The following is a 17,337-nucleotide window of genomic DNA, read 5'->3' as shown; positions in this document are numbered from 1 at the left end:
AAACCTCTTCCCTGCCCTGAGGTGTTTATGGACCGTTTCGATATCCAGCGAAGCATTAGCCACGCCATAGAAGTCCAGATGGCGCAAAAGTGGCCAATCCCTCCCAGCCAGGCCCAGATCGATACCTACTCCCTGGACCTGAAAGCCTTGTTGCACAGCCTGGAGTGCGAGTTCGACGTCCGGCTCGACCCCGAACACGACCTGTACTGGATCCACTCCATCAGCGAGCTGAGCCAGTTCATCCTGGAAAAAACCCGGCGCCGGCATCTGCAGCCCGTGCATCAGTGACGACCGCTCACCACACCGGAACCAGGCAGATGAACCGGGGCGAAGCCCGTCGGGCGGTCTTTGCATTGATCCGCAGTTGGCTGGGCGAACGCCTGTGCCTGGACGGCGGCAGCAACTTGCAGGCCCTGGGGCTGGAACGTGGCGATATTGAAGAACTGCTCTGGCGCCTGGAGGACAGGTTCGAGTTATGCATCTCGACGGAGGAAGAGCAGCGGATACTGGCCAGCCTGTCAAACGTCCACGAGCTGGTGGAGTGGCTGCTGGAAAAGTCAGGGCAACAGGAGGAATGACCTGAAGCGCCGGGCCTTGGTCGACACACGGGAAACGCAGTCCAGGATCCCTGCCCTGCGCTCCCGCATCGAGGTCAACGACGGCGTTGCTGGCGGCGCCGTAGCTCTTCATCGGTAGGAATCGGCACCGGTTGCAGCGGTGGCTCGATCAGGCCCAGTGCGACACCAAGGTCGTGCAGCCAGCTTTGCAATTTGTCTTTCATAGTGCCCCCTCAAGGGTCGTGCCGAGCGGCGAAGTCTGTGCCGCCTTAATGCAGATAATAGCCCTAAGTTTTCCTGCGCGCCGCTCCGTGATGGCAATGAACTGTTACCGGATTATGGCCAATCGCCCACGGACTCACGCCATGGCCCTCGCCGGCTGCTCCATCGCCTCGAAAGAGCCTTGTTGCAACTCGATCCAGGCATTGAGATTGGCCCCAACCATGCCTCTGCGCCACATCAGCCACGTGGTGGAATGAGTGAACGGCTCGGCCAGGGGATGGACCGCTACGCGATCGCGTCCCGGCAGGCTGTCGAGCATGGAGCGAGCCATCAGGGCCACGCCGGAACCGGCAATCACGCAGGCCAGCATGCTCTGGTAGGACTCGATCTCCATCGCCCGCCCCATGGCCGCATGGTAGTGGGAGAACCAGGACTCCAGGCGCATGCGATAGGAACATCCCTGGCGAAAGGTGAACACCGCTCGCCCCTCCACATCCAGGGCCGTGCGCACCGGCGGATGCTCGATCTCGGTGATCAGCACCAGGGTCTCATCGCACAAGACAACGCCGTCCAGCCCCGCCAGTTCCAGCGGTCCGTCCACCAACGCCGCATCCAGGCGCCCAGTCAACAGGCCCTCGAGCAATTCCCCGGTGGGTCCGGACTGCACCTGCAGGTTCACTGCCGGATAGGCTCGGTGATAGCGTGCCAGCAACCCGGGCAAGTGGATCGCCGCGGTGCTGTACATGGTGCCCAGGACGAAGTCTCCGGCTGGCTGGCCGCCCTGTACTGCGGCCTGGGCCTCGTCACGCAGGGCGAACAGACGCGCTGTGTAGTCCAGCAGCACCTTGCCCGCAGGCGATAATTGCAGGCGTTGGCGTTCACGCAGGAACAACTCGACGCCCAACTGCTCCTCCAGTTGCTTGAGGCGGGTCGAGAGATTCGATGGCACCCGGTGCAAACGTTCCGCCGCACGGGTGATGGAGCCTTCCTCGGCCACTGCCTGGAAAATACGCAACTGGCTGAACTCCATGACCTTCTCCAAAACTGAACAAGTTGCTCAATATTATTCATTTTTAACGAAAGTCAATCCACTCTAGCCTGGCGGTCACTGTTCCTGCCGCCGGAAAAACCGTCATGTCCCCCCTGATCCGCCTACTCGCCAGCTTTATTGCCTTGATGATCGCCATGGGCATTGGTCGCTTCGCCCTGACCCCACAGTTGCCGCACCTGATCAGCGAGGGCCAGGTCGACCTGACCGCTGGAGGGTTGGTCGCTGCCGCCAACTACCTGGGCTATCTCCTCGGCGCACTGGATGCGATGTTCGCCCGGCGCCCGCCCCAGGTACGCCTGCGCTTGCTGGGGGGACTCTGGTTGTGCGTGCTGCTGACACTGGCTTCGTTCTGGGCCTGGGGGTTCTGGCCGCATCTGCTGCTGCGTTTCGGGACCGGCGTGGCCAGTGCCTGGGTGCTGGTGATGATCACCGCCCTGAGCCAACCCCTGGCCCTGGCTGCCGGTCGACCCCGGCTGGGCGCCCTGGTGTTCGCCGGGCCGGGCCTGAGCATCATGCTCACCGGCCTGTTGGCCCTGGGGTCCAACCTACTGGGGCACGACTCAGCCGACCTGTGGCTGCTGTATGCCGCCGCAGGGCTGTTGATGCTACTGGCGGTCCTGCCGATCCTGCCGCCTCCCACCACGACGCCAGGCAGTACCCGACAGGATGCCGTGTCCAATGGCCAGGGCATTGGGCGCCTGGGGTTGGTCTATGGCCTGTATGGGGTGGGCTACATCATCCCGGCGACCTTCCTCTCGCAAATGGCCAGCGCACGGTTCCAGGGCCAGTGGCAGGCCGACCTGTTCTGGCCCGGCTTCGGCCTCGCCGCAGCACTGGGCGTGGCCCTGGTCAGCCTGCGCCGGCACACACCGGACGGCACTCGCCAATGGCTGATCGCAACCTTGTGGCTACAGGCGGCCGGTGTCTTCGCCTGCCTGTTGGGCAACGGCTGGGGATTGTTGCTGGGGGTAGTGCTGTGTGGCACGCCGTTCCTGTCCTGCATGCAACTGGTGATGCAGCGCTCCCGGGAACTGGCGCCCCAGGCAGCCCAACGCAATACCGGACTGCTCACCGCCTGCTTTGCCACAGGCCAGCTGAGCGGCCCCTTGCTGGCCGCCCTGAGCAGCCACTTCAGCGGCAGCTTGCAGCTGGCGTTGATGGTGGCCGGTGTTGGCCTACTGCTCAGTGGTGGCCTGCTATTGGCCCGGCAACCCCAGGCCCGCTCGTGTACGGCACTGACCTGAGCGCACGCTCAGGACTCCCTGATGCTCTCCCAGAGCCGGGCGATCTCCTCGGCGCTGGCGGCCTCGACCCGGGCCAGGTCCATCGGATAATCGACTCCCGGATTCTCACTGAAGCGAGTCGCGGTGAACTGACCATTGCTGGCCCGCAGAACATAGCCGGTATCGCGACAGGCAGCACTGGCCAGGTAGATCACCCCGGGGCTGACCCATTCCGGCTTGAGGTCGCTGGGGGCTTGCGTTACCCCCCACATCCGGGTCTTGGCCACCGGCGAGACTGCATTCACCAGGATCCCATGCTCCAGGCCCTCCATGCTCAGGGCATTCATGATGCCCAACTGCGCCATCTTGCCCGCTGCGTAGGCTGCCAGGCCGGTCTGGGCGTATTGCTGGTACATGGCCCGATCGGATGTGGTCAGTACCACCCGTGGGGCCTCGGAGCGCTTGAGGTATTTCCAGGCATGCTTGCACAGCCAGATTGGGGCCTGGATGTTGACGTCCAGGGCTCGCTGGAGAAAGCCGGCCTCCGCGTCCTCGATCCCCTGGTACCCCACCCAGCCAGCGTTGTGAATGATGATGTCCAAGCCGCCGAAGGTCTCGACAGCCAGCTCCACCAACTGCCGGGCAACCTGTTCATCGGCCAGATCTCCAGCGTGGGCAATCACGTTCCGGCCCTGGGCTTTTAACTCCTCGGCAGCCTGGAAAGCCACCTGCATCTCGCTACCGGCACCGGACCGGTCCGTCCCCAAGTCGCTGATCACGACCTGGGCGCCCTGCTCGGCGAGGCTACAGGCATACGCCAGGCCCAGCCCTCTCCCGGCCCCAGTGACAATCGCGGTTTTTCCCTTGAAATCCATGATTCTTCCTTTGATGGCGATCTTGCACCTGATGACCCTGTGCATGGGAGCGGCTACATCCCCATGGAAATACAGGCACATCGCTGCGCCTGTGGTTGCGCGATGGCGCTGGTGCCTGAGTCGATCACAAGCACCAACCTGCGCGGCAAATTGGTGCTGTCGTGCCCAACGGCTGGGCGCAGGCCGGCCTGATCATCGGGAATGCGCAGGCCAGGCCCGCAGAGAGTCTTAGCTGAGTTCGATACGATCGGCGTGGATGACGATCTGCCCTTGCTTGTAGAGCGCGCCGATGGCTTTCTTGAAGTTGCCCTTGCTGACACCGAACAAACGACTGATCAACGCCGGATCGCTCTTGTCGCTGACAGCCAGGGTACCGTTGCTTTCCCGCAGCTTGGCCAGGATCTTGGCATTCAGGCTGCTGCCGGCCTGCTCGCCTACCGGTTGCAGGCTCAGGCTAACCTTGCCGTCGGCCCGCACTTCCTTGATAAAGCCCTTTTCCTGCATGCCTGGCCGCAGGAACTTGAACACTTCGTTCTTGTGGATCAGGCCCCAGTGCTTGTTGTTGATGATGGCCTTGAAGCCCATGTCGGTGGACTCCACCACCAGCAAGTCGACTTCCTGGCCAGCCTGGTAGTTGGCCGGCGTCTTGTCCAGGTAGCGATCCAGCCGAGCGGTGGCAGTGATACGGCGGGTATGGCGATCCAGATAGACGTGTACCACGCAGTAATCGCCGGCATTCAACTGGCGCTTCTCTTCCGAATACGGCAGCAGCAGGTCCTTGGGCAGTCCCCAGTCCAGGAATACGCCGATACTGTTGACCTCGACGACCTTCAGACTGGCAAATTCGCCTACTTGAACTTTCGGTTTCTCGGTCGTTGCAATTAACTTGTCGGTACTGTCCAGATAGACAAAGACATTCAGCCAATCTTCATCTTCGCTGGGAATATCCTTCGGAATATAACGATTGGGCAGCAATATCTCGCCATCCGCACCGCCATCCAGATACAAACCGAAGTTAGTATGCTTAACCACTTGCAAGCTGTTGTAGCGCCCGACTAAAGCCATTTCCAATACCCTCATTGCGTGGGCGGCATTCTACCTGTTTTCCATGTCCAGGTTGACGCTCGGGAGACGGCCATGGAGAAAATCCGCGCCAAGCCCCGGAGATTCCTGACCAGGCATCGCCTGGCGCTCCACTCGTCAGGCCGATCCGGGCTTGGGCAACGACAACAGCGCCAGCCCGGGCTGGCGCCCAACGCCACAAGTCCTGATTTAAAACAGTGACTTATAAGGCCATTTGCAAGATAAATTCAGGAATAAGAAAGACCTGCGCTAGTGCGCCGGAGAATGCCCAACGGACAATTATCGAATAATTCTGTTAGGATGGCTGGCCAAATTAATTTTCCCGAAGGTTAAATGGCCGCCATGCGAGTAAAAGCATCCAACAGCAGTAAAGCAAAACCAGCTCCCGCCGTTGAAACCAGCGAATCCATCAACGAACAGATCGCAGCGTTCCTGAAATCCGGCGGCGAAATCCAGCAGATCGCCAAGGGCGTCAGCGGCCAGACTTTCAGCCCCTCCAAGCAGATCAGCCTCGGCAAGAAGTAACCCCTCGCGTATTGTCCTGGTCCCTCGGCGCTTACCCATGAAGCGCCAGGACTGGCACCTCTGCTACTCCCCCCTCCTTGGAAAACCGACGAACGGCCTCTATCCACAAGCGCAGGCCGGTATCCTTGCGCCCACGGAATAAACGTTTCAGCCCGCCTTCAGGTTGACACTCCACGCAGTTCAAGGAGTGCTGCATGCTCAAACCTTCAATTATGGCTTTGGCCCTGCTGCTGGCCTGCCCCTTGGCCCACGGCCAGATCTTCCAGCGCGAACTGGGCGACTTCGACCTCAAGCTCGGCACCAGCCCCAGCCGCAGCATGGCCCAAGGCCTGGTCAAGCCCGCCTCCAGCGGCTCCGTACACGGCGGTCTCGATCTGAGCCACGACAGCGGCTGGTACTTCGGCCAGTGGTCGCCGAGCATGGGCCTGAGCCCGGCAAGCCGTCTCGAGATGGATTCCTACCTGGGCTTCAAGCAACCGCTCGACCGGAGCCTGGGGTACGAATTGGGGGTGATCCACTACAACTACCCGCAACTGCGCACCCAGGACAGCAAGGAGTTCTACGGCGGCCTGACCCTGCTGGGCAGTCGGTTCGGCGCCGCCTTGAGCAATGACCCGGACCGGCGCAATAGCACCCTGTTCGCCGACCTGGGCGGCAATCCGCCGTTCGGCATCGGAGTCAGCGTCAAATACACCAACTACCGGCTCAACAACGCCGTGTCAGTGGCCAAGGGGGGTTATGTGGCGGGCTTCAACGACTGGTCGATCAAGTTCTCGCGACCCTGGCTGGGAATCAACCTGAACCTGATCTACAGCGATTCCAGCCTCAACGGCAGCAATTGCTCGGCCTATTCGGGGCACAACAGCCAATGCGACGGCTTGTTGACCTTCAAGGCCGAACGGGCGTTCTACTAGTCAGTACGAGCGCTGAACTGCTGGAGGCCTTCCGGGTTCAGATGCAAGAACCGCACTCCCAGGGACTCGGACATGTCGCGCTGGCGCTGCCTGCTCATCCCGCTGCTGATTCTCGGCCTGTCGCTCGCTGCCTGCAGCCGGGTCGGCCTGGCCTACCGCAACCTTGACGTCATCATCCCCTGGAGCCTCAACGACTACCTGGAGATGACCGGCGAGCAGAAAAGCTGGTTCGACCAACGCCTGCAGCAGCATCTGCACTGGCATTGCAGCACCCAGCTGCCAGGCTACCTGGACTGGCTCGACCGCCTGCAATTGATGGTCCAGGACAACCAGGTCAACGACCAGGCCCTGCAAGCACGCACGCAAGAGGCCAAGCAGGCCATTGCCGAAATAGCACGCCAGGTCGCACCGTCGGCCATAGAGCTACTGCAAGGCCTGGACGACCAGCAAGTGGCACAGTTGAACAAGTCACTGGCCAAGGATCTGCAGGAACGCCGCGAGCAGTACCTGGAACCGTCCCTGGCGCAACAGATCGACCAGCGCAGCCAACGCATGGACAAGCGCCTGAAGGCTTGGCTGGGCAGCCTGAGTCCGAGCCAGCAGCGACGTGTCGAACAGTGGTCCGTTTCGCTGGGGGAACAAAACCGGCGATGGATCGCCAACCGAGCCCACTGGCAGGCGCTATTTCGCGCCGCGGTACAACAGCGTCGCTCCAGCGACTTCCCACAACGCGTCGAGCAATTGCTGATCGAGCGTGAAAGCCTATGGACCGACGACTATCGCCAGGCCTACGCCCATACCGAGGAGGCTGCGCGCAGCCTGCTGGTCGACCTGATGGCCGATAGCAGCCCGGAACAACGCCAGCGCCTGCTGAAGAAGCTCGACGGCGTACGCAAGGACTTCAGCGCCTTGAAATGCTTACAGAACGCCAGGCAGAACTGATTCAGGCAATCTGCGCCTTGGAGGCCAACTCGTCGAAGGTGGCAGGGTCCAGCGCGTCGACCTGCTCATCCAGCACTTGGCGTGGATGATCATTGCCCGGAATACTGCTGTCGAGCAGGCACAGCAGGCTCGAACCCCGTGGGGTGAGCATGAAGTTCTCGCCGTTGCCACCCTCCTGCTCCGGCCTGCTCTGGATGAAGTGCCGGTCCAGCAGCAGCTTTTCGTACTCGCTAGCGGTGGTCTTCAGTTCATCCAGGTTGCCCGTGGATTCACCTTCGGCGGCCATCGCCGCGGCATGCTGTTCGGCATAGGGCCGCGGAGTGAAACTATGGCCGGCACCGTTCTGCACCTCGTGCAGCAAGCGCTCGATCAGATCCCAATTGTAAGTCGCCATGTTGATTCGCCCTCCAGGATGGAATGCCTTGCCTGAGTTGTGACCCGTAGGCACACCAGCCGTTCAAGCCATTCGCACCACTGGGCAGCTTGTCGATCCGACGGTATGGCAAACGACTAGCGTGTGTAGGACCCATTCCACAGTTCGAGGAGAGACGTCATGGATATCAGCGATCATCCCGTGGTCACCCGGGAACAATGGCTCGAAGCACGCAAGCAGCATCTACTCCACGAAAAAGCCTTCACCCGCCAACGCGACCTGCTCAGCGCCGAACGCCGGGCGCTGCCGTGGGTGCGGATCGACAAGCCTTATCGTTTCCAGGGACCGCAGGGCACATTGAGCCTGGCGGACCTGTTCGGTGGCCGCAGCCAGTTACTGGTCTATCACTTCATGTTCGGTGCAGGCTGGGCGGAAGGTTGCAAGGGGTGCTCGTTCCTGGCCGATCATTTCGATGGTGCCAACCAGCACCTGGCCCATCACGATATAGCGCTGGTGGCGGTGTCCCATGCGCCCTACGAACAGTTCCAGGCTTTTCGCCAACGCATGGGATGGCAGTTCGACTGGGTCTCCAGCGCCGGCGAAGATTTCAACCAGGACTTCGGCGTCAGCTTCAGCAACGAGCAACGGGGCACTGCCACCGCCAGCTACAACTACGCGCCCATCAACAGCAACGAGGAAGAACTGCCCGGCCTGAGCGTGTTCTATCGCAACGAGCAGGGCGAGATCTTCCATACCTACTCCACGTACGCCCGGGGCCTGGATCTGCTGATAGGCACGTACAACTTCCTCGACCTGGCGCCCAAGGGCCGTAACGAGGGGCCCATCATGAACTGGGTCCGCCATCATGACCGCTATGACGACACCCCCAGCACCCCGAAGGCACAGGGTTGCTGTTGCACGGATTGAACGCCCACTGGATCGGCAGCGAGACTGCGCTGGCAGTCCCGCTGCTGCGCCGACTAAACTGTAGGCATGAGCCCCGCCTATCACAGCCTCCACGAATACACCCTGCGCATGAACCGGGTGCTGGAGCATATCGACCAGCATCTGGACCAGCCCCTGGAGCTGGCGGACCTGGCGCAGGTGGCCCATTTCTCGCCCTACCATTTCCATCGCCTGTTCAGCGCCTGGGTCGGCGAACCCCTGGGCGTCTACCTGCGACGCCGCCGCCTGGCTTGTGGCGCCCACCTGCTGGCCAGCCGGCCCGAGGCCTCGGTCCTGGAGATCGCCCTGGAGGTCGGTTTCGGTTCCGGCGAAGCCTTCTCCCGGGCATTCAAGCAACACTTCTCAGTATCGCCCAGCACCTGGCGCGATACCGAACCCAAGCGCTGGCACCGCCGCCTTGAAGACATCCGCGAACGACGCCTGCGGCAATTGCGCAATCCTGATCAGACCCACATCCCGGCCTTCGACGATCCTGACGCCTTCATTCACCTGAAGGAACTCACGATGAAAGTCACCATCAAGGAACTGCCACCCGTACGCGTCGCTTACCTGCGCTATATCGGCGCCTACGGGCCGGGGATCGGCCTGTTCTGGCAGCAGACCGTCATCCCCTGGATGGCCGAGAACGGGCTCATGGGCCACGCACGCTACGGCATCGGCCATGACGATCCCTACGTCACCCCACCCGAAAAATGCCGCTACGATGCCTGCGTCGAAGTCCCCCTCGACTTCAAGGGCCAGGACTCTGCAGTCGTCACCACCCTACCCGGTGGCCTCTATGCGATCACTCACTACCAGGGCAAAGGCCCCGATATCGCCGATACCTGGAGCGAACTGTGCCGCGATTGGCTGCCCAAGAGTGGTATGCAGCCCGACGCACGGCCAGCCTTCGAGCTGTATCCGGTGGACGCCAGATACGATCAAACCGGTGATCTGGAGTTCGATATCTGCTTTCCGGTGAAAACGCTGTAGGCCATCAAAGGCCGAGAAACAACACGGGGGAGCCCATGCTCCCCCGTTGTTTTTGCCGGATGCACGGCAAGCAGGCTTGCCTCAACGCGACGGAATGGCCGTGATATCGCGAACGATGAAGCGCGGCAGAACCCGGACGTAGAACGTCTCCACATCGGAGTTACCGCTGTTGGTAATCACCCCGAGCATGGTTTTCATATTGCGCAACTGGCCCATGGCGCCGGCAGGCTGGAGGCCGTCGCGTTGTTGGGCGAAATGCAACACTTCGGCACCGGCACGCTTGACCTGGACCTTGTAGCCAAAGTCGACACTGGCCAGGATCGTATTGTCATCGACGATCTTGGACACCAGCCCACCTTGGGAATCACTGAGCCGCCGCTTGTACACCGCCTCCACATCCAGCAGGTAATCGGCACTGTCCTTGGTCGCGGCGTAGCGATTGGCATTGCCCAGTTGCTGGATCAGCTCCGTGCCCAATTGCTGGCGCAGTTTGTCCTCAGGCAAGAAACGCGGGCTCTCTCCGATCAATTGCAAATCAAAGTTATCGATCCAGTAGGTGGCGTCGGCAGGAATCTGTACGGGTTTGGACGAGATGTAGTAATCCGGCCGGGAGGCACACCCGACGAGCAGGACACAACTGAACAACAGGGACAGCAGGCGCATTAAGGATCTTCCTTGAAAGCGATTTCGTTGAGGTGCACTGGCTCGGATCAAGGAAACATGTCCAGGCGCTCGGCATTCGCCCCTGACCCGGAGCGGCGCGCGATACTAATTCGCCACTATCCAGGCGTCAATTGAACCTGGCCTCCAGAGCCGCCGTGAACAAGACCCGCCTCCAGCACGTGCAAGCCCCTGTAACGTCACACGCCCTCCCGAAGGCACCTGCCTGGGCTGATCCAACTGAACTTTGCCCATTCCAGGCGCCTCAACCGGATGTCCCCCTGCCTACAACATGAGGCACAGCCCATGAAAACCCTGAACCTGCTCACCCTCGCCGGCAGCCTGCTGCTGGCCCTGCCCGCCTGGGCCTGTACCCCGGACGAAGCCACCGCCAAGCGCGAGCAACTGGCCCGGGAAGTCAGCAAGATCACCGAGCAGAACCCGGCCAAGGCCAAGGAAATCAACGACGAGTTGCAGAAGATGAACCTGGGCAGCGCCAACAAGGACCTGCCCGACGATTGCCAGTTGATTGACCAACGCCTCAAGGAACTGGCCGACGCCGAGCAAAAAGCCGACCACTGAGGCCCAGGAAATGAAAAGCCCGGACCAGGTCCGGGCTTTCTAACTGGCACTCAGGCCTGCACTTTACTCAGCAGCTGGTGCTGGCTTGCGGCGCTTGAGCGGCGCCAGGCCATCCTGGCTGACCAGGGCCGGGCTCTCGCTCTTTGGCCGGTTGGCGCTCTTGCGCTTGGTTGGCGACTTGGCCAGGGCTTTTTTCTTGTCGCCCTTGGCATCGGTCTTTTTCTTCTTGGTCCCAGCAGCCTTGCCGGAGGCCTTGACCTTTTTCGGACCGCCGTAAGTACCCTTGACTTCCTTGATGGTGCGGCGCTCGAAGCTCTGTTTGAGGTAGCGCTCGATGCTCGACATCAGGTTCCAGTCGCCATGGCAGATCAGCGAGATGGCCAGGCCTTCGTTGCCAGCACGACCGGTGCGGCCGATACGGTGCACGTACTCGTCGCCACTGCGAGGCATGTCGAAGTTGATCACCAGGTCCAGGCCCTCGACGTCCAGGCCGCGGGCGGCGACATCGGTGGCCACCAGGATCTTCACCCCGCCCTGCTTCAGGCGATCGATGGCCAGCTTGCGGTCCTTCTGGTCCTTGTCGCCGTGGAGGACGAACGCCTTGTAGTCCTGGGCCACCAGGCGGCCGTAGATGCGGTCGGCCATGACCCGGGTGTTGGTGAAGATAATGGCCTTCTGGTAGGTCTCGTTGGCCAGCAGCCAGTTGACGATCTGCTCTTTGTGCTGGTTGTGGTCGGCCGTGATGATCTGCTGGCGCGTGGTCTCGTTGAGCTGGCTGACGCTGTTGAGTTGCAGGTGCTCAGGGTTGTCGAGGACCTTGGCGACCATTTCCCGCAGGCCGGAACCACCGGTGGTGGCGGAGAACAGCATGGTCTGCTGGCGGCTCGGGCACTCATCCACCAAGCGTTGCACGTCTTCGGCAAAGCCCATGTCGAGCATGCGGTCGGCTTCGTCGAGCACCAGTACTTCCACTTCCTTGAGGTCCAGGTTGCCGGCATTGAGATGCTCCAGCAGGCGACCCGGGGTACCGATGAGGATATCCGGCACCTTGCGCAGCATGGCGGCCTGGACCTTGAAGTCTTCACCGCCGGTGATCAAGCCGGACTTGATGAAGGTGAACTGGGAGAAACGCTCGGCTTCCTTCAGGGTCTGCTGGGCCAGCTCCCGGGTTGGCAGCAGGATCAGGGTCTTGATGCTGACGCGGATCTTCGCCGGGCCGATCAGGCGATTGAGGATCGGCAGCATGAAGGCGGCGGTCTTGCCGCTACCAGTCTGCGCCGTCACCCGCAGGTCACGCCCTTGCAGCGCGAGCGGAATAGCCGCGGCCTGTACCGGAGTCGGCTCGACAAATTTAAGCTCGGCCACGGCTTTGAGCAGGCGTTCGTGCAGGGCGAATTGGGAAAACACGGGTGCTACCTCGAAGATGTGCAGAAAAACAGCTGCATAGGGTAACGGTTTCGGAGGCCCAGGCCGAGTTTCTTTGTGCAAACGGTGGCAAAGAGTTGGTTTTTTGTTAACCGATTTGTCCTCAACGGTAACTTTGCCGGGGTTCAATGCTCTAATCCCCTCTTTGTGCCACATAGAAGAATCGTTTTAGCCCATGGATTTCAAACAGCTCTGGCTCGATACCCAGGACCTCTGGGGAGCCCTCGACCAACACCCGCTCCTACACGCTGGCCTTGGCTTGACCCTGTTGCTGGTGGTCGCCTTGGTGCTCGGACGGGTAGCCCGCTATGTGGTCCTGCATGGTGTGCGACTGCTGGGCCGGCAACCCGCCCTGCACTGGCTCAACGACCTGCGCCAGAACAAGGTGTTCCACCGCCTGGCACAGATGACTCCCTCCCTGGTGATCCAGTTCGGCCTGCACCTGGTGCCGGAGTTGAGCAAGGCCAGCCTGCTGTTCCTGGGCAACCTGGCCATGGCCTTCACCATCCTGTTCCAGTTGCTGGCCCTGAGCGCCCTGCTCAATGCCCTGCTGGACATCTACGCCCGCACCGAACACGCCCGCACCCGCTCGATCAAGGGGTATGTGCAACTGGCGAAGATGGTGTTGTACGTATTCGGCGCCATCATCATCGTCGCCACCCTCATCAATCGCTCGCCGCTGTTGCTGCTCTCGGGCCTGGGTGCCATGTCGGCGGTGATCCTGTTGGTGTACAAGGACACCCTCTTGTCCTTCGTCGCCAGTGTGCAACTGACCAGCAACGACATGCTGCGGGTCGGCGACTGGATCGAAATGCCCCAGGTGGGCGCCGACGGCGACGTGGTGGACATCACCCTGCACACGGTCAAGGTGCAGAACTTCGACAAGACCATCGTTTCCATTCCCACCTGGCGGTTGATGTCCGAGTCGTTTCGCAACTGGCGCGGCATGCAGCAGTCCGGCGGCCGGCGGATCAAGCGCAGCCTGTTCATCGATGCCAGCGGCGTGCGCTTCCTGCATGACGACGAAGAAGCACGGCTGAGCGGGGTACGCCTGCTCACCGACTACATCGGGCGCAAACAGGCCGAGCTCAAAAGCTGGAACGAGGCCCAGGGCAACGTTGCCGCCCTGTCGGCCAACCGCCGGCGCATGACCAACCTCGGCACCTTCCGCGCCTACGCCCTGGCCTACCTGAAGAGCCACCCCGAGATCCAGCCGAACATGACCTGCATGGTGCGCCAGATGCAGACCACGGCCCAGGGCATTCCCCTGGAGATCTACTGCTTCACCCGCACCACGGTGTGGGCCGACTACGAGCGAATCCAGGGGGATATCTTCGACTACCTGCTGGCGGTGATGCCGGAGTTCGGCCTGAGCCTGTACCAGCAACCCAGCGGCAACGACCTGCGGGCCGGCCTGCTACCGGCAGTGCTGGGCGCCAGCCATATCGGCCCAAGCGAGAAACAGGCGCTCTGACAAATGCCGATCAGTTAAGGAAACAGTAGGAGCGAGGCTTGCCCGCGATGGGTTTCAGAGCGCTGCGTTTACCCCATAAACACGCGCCACGACGAGCATCGCGAGCAATCGAGCGTCGGCCGGCTGCTCCTACGGGGAGCACCTTGCTTAACTGACCGGCATCAGGCGCTGTGCCCCACCGCAAAACGCCTGGGCCACCCCGGCTCCCGGCGTTTTCAGGCAGACGTCGGCGCTGCCTGCAACAGCGGATCGGGCTGAGGACGGCAAGCCATGAGGATGAACAGCACGGACAGCAACGCGCACGCAGCCCCCAGGCCAATCGCCGCGTCGTAGCCCTGGTACAGGTCGAACAACCAGCCGGCGAAACTGCCGCCCAGCAATGCCGCCACCCCCACCGACAGGTACAGGGCACCGAGGATAGCCCCCAGGTTGGCCGTGCCGAACCAATCGGCCGCCACGGCCGGGTAGAGCGAAATGCAACCGCCGTTGGCCACGCCAAAGCACAGGGCGAACAACGCCAGCGCCATGAAGCCATCGGCCACCAGCCACAGTAGGTTCAACAGCACCAGGAGCAAGGTCAGGGCGACCAGCAGGCGCCGGCTGCCGATCCGGTCGCCCAGACTGCCGAGGAACAGACGGCCACCGACGTTGCCGGCGCCGATCAGGCCAATCAACAAGTTGGCTTCGGAAACACCCAGCCCCGCCTGCCGGGCATAGGGGTTGATGTGCACCAACGCCACGAACAATCCCACCGAACCGCACAGGATCGCCGCGAAGTACCACCAGAAACGCGCCATGCCCAAGGCTTCGGCCAGGTGCAGACCGGACGGGGCCACCTGGGGCCGCTCGGCCATGGCAGGCAGGCCGTCCGCGAACAGCCCGAGCTCCTGGGGGCCGCTGCGGATCAGCGCCGTGGCAGCCAGGCCAAACAGCAGGATCGCGCCGGCGAAGATCTGCAGGGTCGCCTCCCAGGAAAAATGCTCCATCAGCCAGCCGGCCAGCAATGGCCCGGCAAAGGTCCCGACCCCGGTTCCCGCCAGGGCAAGGCCCGAAGCCTGGCTGCGCCGGCTGACGAACCAACGCTGGACCACCGCCACCGCTGGCACATACACCAGGCCGACGCCCAGCCCCACCAGCACGCAGAAGCACAGCAGGAACAACCACAACGACCCGGACGCCAGGCTCGCGCAGAAAAACCCCAGGGCCAGGGACAGGATGCCGACCCCCACCACCCACCGGGTGGAAGTGCGATCGGCCAGCACGCCGGCGACAACCCCCATGGCGTAGTAGATCAACGCCGTCAGGGAAAACACCGAGGCCACGGAAAAGCTCCCCACTGCGAAATTGGCCTGGATCTGCGAGAAGAACGCACCGAAGGAATAGGCACCGCCAAAGATCAGCGCCAGCAGCACATGGGTGGCCAACACCACATACCAGCCGTGGAATACCTGGAACTTCATGGCACAACGCCCTCCCTTGCCAGGAACTGGCGTCAGCAAAGCCAGCTCATCTTGTAATGTCTTGTATACACATATGAATGTAATTTTATGGCCAGACGCGTCACCGAGCGCTCGCTTCTTCTCTTGACTCACCTAGCTAATTGTTTTCAAAGGTAAAAAACCAGAACCCAAAAAAAACCCGCCGATAGGGCGGGTCCTGGACAGAGCCTCGTTCCTGGGGATAGGGGTAACAGCTGCGTAGAACCGCTACCCCATCTCGCTGGCGCCCGTAACCTTCACGCCGTGGCCACCCTGCGCTGGCCATGGCGGCTGACCCACACCGCCAGCAGGATCACCAATCCGCCGAGGGCCAGGCGGCCCAGGTCTTCATGGCGGTTCCAGATCAGCAAATTGAGCAGCAGGCCCACCGGCACATGCAGGTTGTTCATCACCGCCAGGGTCGCGCCGGTGACCAGGCACGCGCCCTTGTTCCACCAGTACAACCCCAGCGCCGTGGCCACCAGCCCGAGGAACAGCAGCACCGCCCAGGTCACCGGGGCATCCGGCAGGAAGTGTGCCTTGCCGAACAGCAGGAACGCCGGCAACACCACCAGCAACGCGCCCAGGTAGAAGTAGCCGAACCGCCGGTAATGCGGCAGGTCACTGGGATAGCGCGCCACCAGGTGCTTGTACAGCACCTGCCCGGCGGCATAGGTGAAGTTGGCCAGTTGCAGCAGCAGGAAGCCCATGAAGAAGTCCGGGTTGATCCGGTCGTAGCGAATCACCGCGGCACCCGCCACCGCCACCAGGGCCGCGAGCAAGCCCCAGGGATTGAAGCGCCGGTTCAAGGCGTCTTCGATCAGGGTCACGTGCAACGGCGTGAGAATGGTGAACAACAACACTTCCGGCACCGTCAGCACCCGGAAGCTCAGGTACAGGCACACATAGGTGATGCCGAACTGCAGCGCACCGATCAGCAGCATGCCGCGCATGAAGGCCGGTTCCACCCGGCGCCAGCGAGTCAGCGGGATGAACACCAACCCTGCCAGCAGCACCCGCACCAGCACGGCAAAGTAGCTGTCGACATGCCCGGCCAGGTACTCGCCGATCAGATTGAAGGAAAACGCCTGGATCAGGGTGACAACCAGTAGATAGCCCATGCTCGCCTCATCGTTGGATGGCGGCGACGATAACGTTTTTGCCGGCGCGGGTGAAATCACCGGCAAAAAAAAGCCCGATCTCGCGAGGCGTTCGATCGGGCATTGGCACTGAAGGAGCACCCAGTGCAAAGGGAGGTTCTATGTGCGGACCTGCTTGAAGGGGCACACAGGAGCTACTTGAACATCCAGCGATTACCTGGGGATTAACGCCTCAGGCCACCTGGGCCAGCCGGGCGTTGGCCTGGTTCAGGCCCTTCTCGTGGAAATCGCCGCCCAGGTTCAGGCCCTCGGCATGGATGAACTGCACGTCGTGGATCCCAATGAAGGCCATGACCTGGCGCAAGTAGGGTTCCTGGTGATCGGTGCTGCTGCCGGCGTAGATCCCGCCCCGGGCCGTCAGCACGAAGGCACGCTTGCCAGTGAGCAGGCCCTGGGGACCGGTCTGGGTGTACTTGAAGGTGACCCCAGCGCGCAGCACATGGTCGAGCCAGGCCTTGAGGGTGCTGGGGATGGCGAAGTTGTACATCGGCGCGGCCATCACCAGTACGTCGGCGTCCAGCAGCTCTTGGGTCAACTCGTCGGAACGTTGCAGCGAGTCCTGCTCGGCCGCGCTGCGTTGCTCGGCGGGTTTCATCCAGCCGCCCAGCAGGTTGGCATCCAGGTGCGGCACCGGGTTACGGGCCAGGTCGCGCACAGTGATCGAATCGGCCGGGTGGGCAGCCTGCCATTGCTGGATAAAGGTCTGGGTCAGTTGGCGGGAAACGGAATCTTGCTGGCGGGCACTGCTTTCAATGATCAGGACGCGGGACATGGCTGAAGCCTCCATCGGGGTATGCGTAAGTCGATGGGGCGCAGATTAAACAGAGAGATATCGATGAAAAAGCGCAAATAACT

At 61.9% G+C, this 17,337-nt stretch carries 20 protein-coding genes; 10 read left to right on the top strand and 10 right to left on the bottom strand.

Going from position 1 to position 17,337, the window contains the following annotated elements:
* Positions 1 to 27: 27 nt before the first annotated feature.
* The gene (locus I9018_RS08010) at positions 28 to 288 is read left to right on the top strand and encodes an acyl carrier protein (RefSeq protein WP_124346070.1); all 261 of its coding nucleotides are present in this window, start codon (positions 28 to 30) and stop codon (positions 286 to 288) included.
* Positions 289 to 317: 29 nt separating this feature from the next.
* The gene (locus I9018_RS08005; protein WP_124346069.1) at positions 318 to 578 is read left to right on the top strand and encodes a hypothetical protein; all 261 of its coding nucleotides are present in this window, start codon (positions 318 to 320) and stop codon (positions 576 to 578) included.
* A 74-nt stretch (positions 579 to 652) separates the two neighbouring features.
* Here I9018_RS08005 and I9018_RS32705 read toward each other — a convergent pair whose 3' ends face one another.
* Both I9018_RS32705 and I9018_RS08000 read right to left on the bottom strand, forming a co-directional pair.
* Positions 653 to 781 carry a PA1414 family protein gene (locus I9018_RS32705; RefSeq protein WP_011059908.1) on the bottom strand — a complete coding sequence of 43 codons (129 nt, stop codon included), beginning with the start codon at positions 779 to 781 and terminating at the stop codon, positions 653 to 655.
* Between the two features lie 134 nt (positions 782 to 915).
* Entirely contained in the window at positions 916 to 1,809 is an 894-nt protein-coding gene (locus tag I9018_RS08000; RefSeq protein WP_068585947.1) for a LysR family transcriptional regulator, read from the bottom strand.
* 104 nt (positions 1,810 to 1,913) lie between these two features.
* On the opposite strand from I9018_RS08000, the gene I9018_RS07995 reads away from it, so the two are divergent.
* Positions 1,914 to 3,074, top strand: coding sequence for a YbfB/YjiJ family MFS transporter (locus tag I9018_RS07995; RefSeq protein ID WP_241109158.1), 1,161 nt, complete (start codon positions 1,914 to 1,916; stop codon positions 3,072 to 3,074).
* Between the two features lie 8 nt (positions 3,075 to 3,082).
* Here I9018_RS07995 and I9018_RS07990 read toward each other — a convergent pair whose 3' ends face one another.
* Together I9018_RS07990 and I9018_RS07985 are read right to left on the bottom strand one after the other, a co-directional pair.
* Positions 3,083 to 3,928: an SDR family NAD(P)-dependent oxidoreductase gene (locus tag I9018_RS07990; RefSeq protein ID WP_241109157.1), complete on the bottom strand. Its 846-nt coding sequence runs from the start codon at positions 3,926 to 3,928 to the stop codon at positions 3,083 to 3,085.
* Between the two features lie 228 nt (positions 3,929 to 4,156).
* Positions 4,157 to 4,993 (bottom strand): S1-like domain-containing RNA-binding protein, encoded by an 837-nt coding sequence (locus tag I9018_RS07985; RefSeq protein ID WP_068585956.1) that lies wholly within the window; start codon positions 4,991 to 4,993, stop codon positions 4,157 to 4,159.
* Positions 4,994 to 5,344: 351 nt separating this feature from the next.
* On the opposite strand from I9018_RS07985, the gene I9018_RS07980 reads away from it, so the two are divergent.
* The 3 genes from I9018_RS07980 (at position 5,345) to I9018_RS07970 (ending at position 7,392) form a co-directional block, all read left to right on the top strand.
* Positions 5,345 to 5,536, top strand: a complete 192-nt coding sequence (locus I9018_RS07980; protein WP_176719762.1) for a hypothetical protein — start codon at positions 5,345 to 5,347, stop codon at positions 5,534 to 5,536.
* Between the two features lie 194 nt (positions 5,537 to 5,730).
* Positions 5,731 to 6,450, top strand: coding sequence for a TorF family putative porin (locus I9018_RS07975; RefSeq protein WP_241109156.1), 720 nt, complete (start codon positions 5,731 to 5,733; stop codon positions 6,448 to 6,450).
* Between the two features lie 72 nt (positions 6,451 to 6,522).
* A complete protein-coding gene (locus tag I9018_RS07970) occupies positions 6,523 to 7,392 on the top strand; it encodes a DUF6279 family lipoprotein (RefSeq protein ID WP_241109155.1) in 870 nt (289 codons plus the stop codon).
* 1 nt (position 7,393) lies between these two features.
* On the opposite strand, the gene I9018_RS07965 is transcribed toward I9018_RS07970, so the two are convergent.
* Positions 7,394 to 7,786, bottom strand: coding sequence for a transcriptional regulator (locus I9018_RS07965; RefSeq protein ID WP_124346064.1), 393 nt, complete (start codon positions 7,784 to 7,786; stop codon positions 7,394 to 7,396).
* Positions 7,787 to 7,945: 159 nt separating this feature from the next.
* Between I9018_RS07965 and I9018_RS07960 the strand changes: the two genes are divergently transcribed.
* Both I9018_RS07960 and I9018_RS07955 read left to right on the top strand, forming a co-directional pair.
* On the top strand, positions 7,946 to 8,692 hold the full coding sequence (locus tag I9018_RS07960) for a thioredoxin family protein (protein ID WP_241109154.1): 747 nt from the start codon (positions 7,946 to 7,948) through the stop codon (positions 8,690 to 8,692).
* A gap of 66 nt (positions 8,693 to 8,758) precedes the next feature.
* On the top strand, positions 8,759 to 9,703 hold the full coding sequence (locus I9018_RS07955; protein WP_241109153.1) for an AraC family transcriptional regulator: 945 nt from the start codon (positions 8,759 to 8,761) through the stop codon (positions 9,701 to 9,703).
* An 81-nt stretch (positions 9,704 to 9,784) separates the two neighbouring features.
* On the opposite strand, the gene I9018_RS07950 is transcribed toward I9018_RS07955, so the two are convergent.
* Positions 9,785 to 10,366, bottom strand: a complete 582-nt coding sequence (locus I9018_RS07950) for a hypothetical protein (protein ID WP_241109152.1) — start codon at positions 10,364 to 10,366, stop codon at positions 9,785 to 9,787.
* 303 nt (positions 10,367 to 10,669) lie between these two features.
* On the opposite strand from I9018_RS07950, the gene I9018_RS07945 reads away from it, so the two are divergent.
* Complete coding sequence (locus I9018_RS07945) at positions 10,670 to 10,945, top strand: hypothetical protein (RefSeq protein ID WP_124346061.1); 276 nt, start codon at positions 10,670 to 10,672, stop codon at positions 10,943 to 10,945.
* A gap of 63 nt (positions 10,946 to 11,008) precedes the next feature.
* On the opposite strand, the gene I9018_RS07940 is transcribed toward I9018_RS07945, so the two are convergent.
* Positions 11,009 to 12,352 (bottom strand): DEAD/DEAH box helicase, encoded by a 1,344-nt coding sequence (locus I9018_RS07940; protein WP_068585981.1) that lies wholly within the window; start codon positions 12,350 to 12,352, stop codon positions 11,009 to 11,011.
* A gap of 193 nt (positions 12,353 to 12,545) precedes the next feature.
* Here I9018_RS07940 and I9018_RS07935 point away from each other — a divergent pair, with 193 nt between their 5' ends.
* Entirely contained in the window at positions 12,546 to 13,844 is a 1,299-nt protein-coding gene (locus tag I9018_RS07935; RefSeq protein ID WP_241109151.1) for a mechanosensitive ion channel family protein, read from the top strand.
* Between the two features lie 215 nt (positions 13,845 to 14,059).
* On the opposite strand, the gene I9018_RS07930 is transcribed toward I9018_RS07935, so the two are convergent.
* The 3 genes from I9018_RS07930 to I9018_RS07920 all read right to left on the bottom strand — a co-directional run bounded on the left by I9018_RS07930 (position 14,060) and on the right by I9018_RS07920 (position 17,254).
* Positions 14,060 to 15,304, bottom strand: coding sequence for an MFS transporter (locus I9018_RS07930; RefSeq protein ID WP_241109150.1), 1,245 nt, complete (start codon positions 15,302 to 15,304; stop codon positions 14,060 to 14,062).
* Positions 15,305 to 15,579: 275 nt separating this feature from the next.
* Positions 15,580 to 16,443 (bottom strand): carboxylate/amino acid/amine transporter, encoded by an 864-nt coding sequence (locus I9018_RS07925; RefSeq protein WP_068585991.1) that lies wholly within the window; start codon positions 16,441 to 16,443, stop codon positions 15,580 to 15,582.
* Between the two features lie 211 nt (positions 16,444 to 16,654).
* The gene (locus I9018_RS07920) at positions 16,655 to 17,254 is read right to left on the bottom strand and encodes an FMN-dependent NADH-azoreductase (protein WP_241109149.1); all 600 of its coding nucleotides are present in this window, start codon (positions 17,252 to 17,254) and stop codon (positions 16,655 to 16,657) included.
* Positions 17,255 to 17,337 lie beyond the last annotated feature (83 nt).

This window comes from Pseudomonas sp. MPFS (assembly GCF_022537035.1).
GTDB lineage: Bacteria > Pseudomonadota > Gammaproteobacteria > Pseudomonadales > Pseudomonadaceae > Aquipseudomonas > Aquipseudomonas sessilinigenes.
The sequence above is the reverse complement of the archived record's forward strand: the minus strand, read 5'-3'. Positions and strand labels throughout refer to the sequence as shown.

Coding starts and splice junctions, on each gene's coding strand:
- I9018_RS08010 (WP_124346070.1), top strand. CDS start 28: ATGGACCGTTTCGATATCCAGCGAAGCATTAGCCACGCCATAGAAGTC.
- I9018_RS08005 (WP_124346069.1), top strand. CDS start 318: ATGAACCGGGGCGAAGCCCGTCGGGCGGTCTTTGCATTGATCCGCAGT.
- I9018_RS32705 (WP_011059908.1), bottom strand. CDS start 781: ATGAAAGACAAATTGCAAAGCTGGCTGCACGACCTTGGTGTCGCACTG.
- I9018_RS08000 (WP_068585947.1), bottom strand. CDS start 1,809: ATGGAGTTCAGCCAGTTGCGTATTTTCCAGGCAGTGGCCGAGGAAGGC.
- I9018_RS07995 (WP_241109158.1), top strand. CDS start 1,914: ATGTCCCCCCTGATCCGCCTACTCGCCAGCTTTATTGCCTTGATGATC.
- I9018_RS07990 (WP_241109157.1), bottom strand. CDS start 3,928: ATGGATTTCAAGGGAAAAACCGCGATTGTCACTGGGGCCGGGAGAGGG.
- I9018_RS07985 (WP_068585956.1), bottom strand. CDS start 4,993: ATGGCTTTAGTCGGGCGCTACAACAGCTTGCAAGTGGTTAAGCATACT.
- I9018_RS07980 (WP_176719762.1), top strand. CDS start 5,345: ATGGCCGCCATGCGAGTAAAAGCATCCAACAGCAGTAAAGCAAAACCA.
- I9018_RS07975 (WP_241109156.1), top strand. CDS start 5,731: ATGCTCAAACCTTCAATTATGGCTTTGGCCCTGCTGCTGGCCTGCCCC.
- I9018_RS07970 (WP_241109155.1), top strand. CDS start 6,523: ATGTCGCGCTGGCGCTGCCTGCTCATCCCGCTGCTGATTCTCGGCCTG.
- I9018_RS07965 (WP_124346064.1), bottom strand. CDS start 7,786: ATGGCGACTTACAATTGGGATCTGATCGAGCGCTTGCTGCACGAGGTG.
- I9018_RS07960 (WP_241109154.1), top strand. CDS start 7,946: ATGGATATCAGCGATCATCCCGTGGTCACCCGGGAACAATGGCTCGAA.
- I9018_RS07955 (WP_241109153.1), top strand. CDS start 8,759: ATGAGCCCCGCCTATCACAGCCTCCACGAATACACCCTGCGCATGAAC.
- I9018_RS07950 (WP_241109152.1), bottom strand. CDS start 10,366: ATGCGCCTGCTGTCCCTGTTGTTCAGTTGTGTCCTGCTCGTCGGGTGT.
- I9018_RS07945 (WP_124346061.1), top strand. CDS start 10,670: ATGAAAACCCTGAACCTGCTCACCCTCGCCGGCAGCCTGCTGCTGGCC.
- I9018_RS07935 (WP_241109151.1), top strand. CDS start 12,546: ATGGATTTCAAACAGCTCTGGCTCGATACCCAGGACCTCTGGGGAGCC.
- I9018_RS07930 (WP_241109150.1), bottom strand. CDS start 15,304: ATGAAGTTCCAGGTATTCCACGGCTGGTATGTGGTGTTGGCCACCCAT.
- I9018_RS07925 (WP_068585991.1), bottom strand. CDS start 16,443: ATGGGCTATCTACTGGTTGTCACCCTGATCCAGGCGTTTTCCTTCAAT.
- I9018_RS07920 (WP_241109149.1), bottom strand. CDS start 17,254: ATGTCCCGCGTCCTGATCATTGAAAGCAGTGCCCGCCAGCAAGATTCC.